The organism is Pseudomonas brassicacearum (assembly GCF_003732265.1).
In the GTDB taxonomy this organism is placed as follows: Bacteria; Pseudomonadota; Gammaproteobacteria; order Pseudomonadales; family Pseudomonadaceae; genus Aquipseudomonas; species Aquipseudomonas brassicacearum_D.
The window spans coordinates 1-283 of the sequence record NZ_MOBK01000479.1 but is presented as its reverse complement, the minus strand read 5'-3'; the positions used below and the strand labels follow the sequence as shown (position 1 = coordinate 283).

At 56.5% G+C, this 283-nt stretch carries 1 protein-coding gene; it reads left to right on the top strand.

Translation table 11 applies throughout. The features are described from left to right. The coding region (locus tag BK660_RS32355; protein WP_185045380.1) for a helix-turn-helix domain-containing protein at positions 1–103 on the top strand (103 nt) is incomplete at its 5' end. Positions 104–283: the final 180 nt, after the last annotated feature.

The window sequence follows — 283 nt, the reverse complement described above, 5'->3', positions numbered from 1 at the left end:
GCTCACCGAGCACGAAGGCAACATCTCCGCCACTGCCCGCGCTTTGGGCATGCACCGCCGCACCCTGCAGCGAAAACTGCAGAAGCGCCCGGTTCGTCGCTGAACCTGCGCTGAACGACTATCGCCAGCCCTCGCGATAAAACGCACCGATCATCTATGATCGGTGCGTGTCTGTTCTTTTCTATATCGAGCCTTTTCCATGAATCAGAACGCTGAATACTCCGCGGTCAACGATGCCGTGCGCGGGCAATTTTTTCGTAAAGTTTGGGCGATGATCACGCCT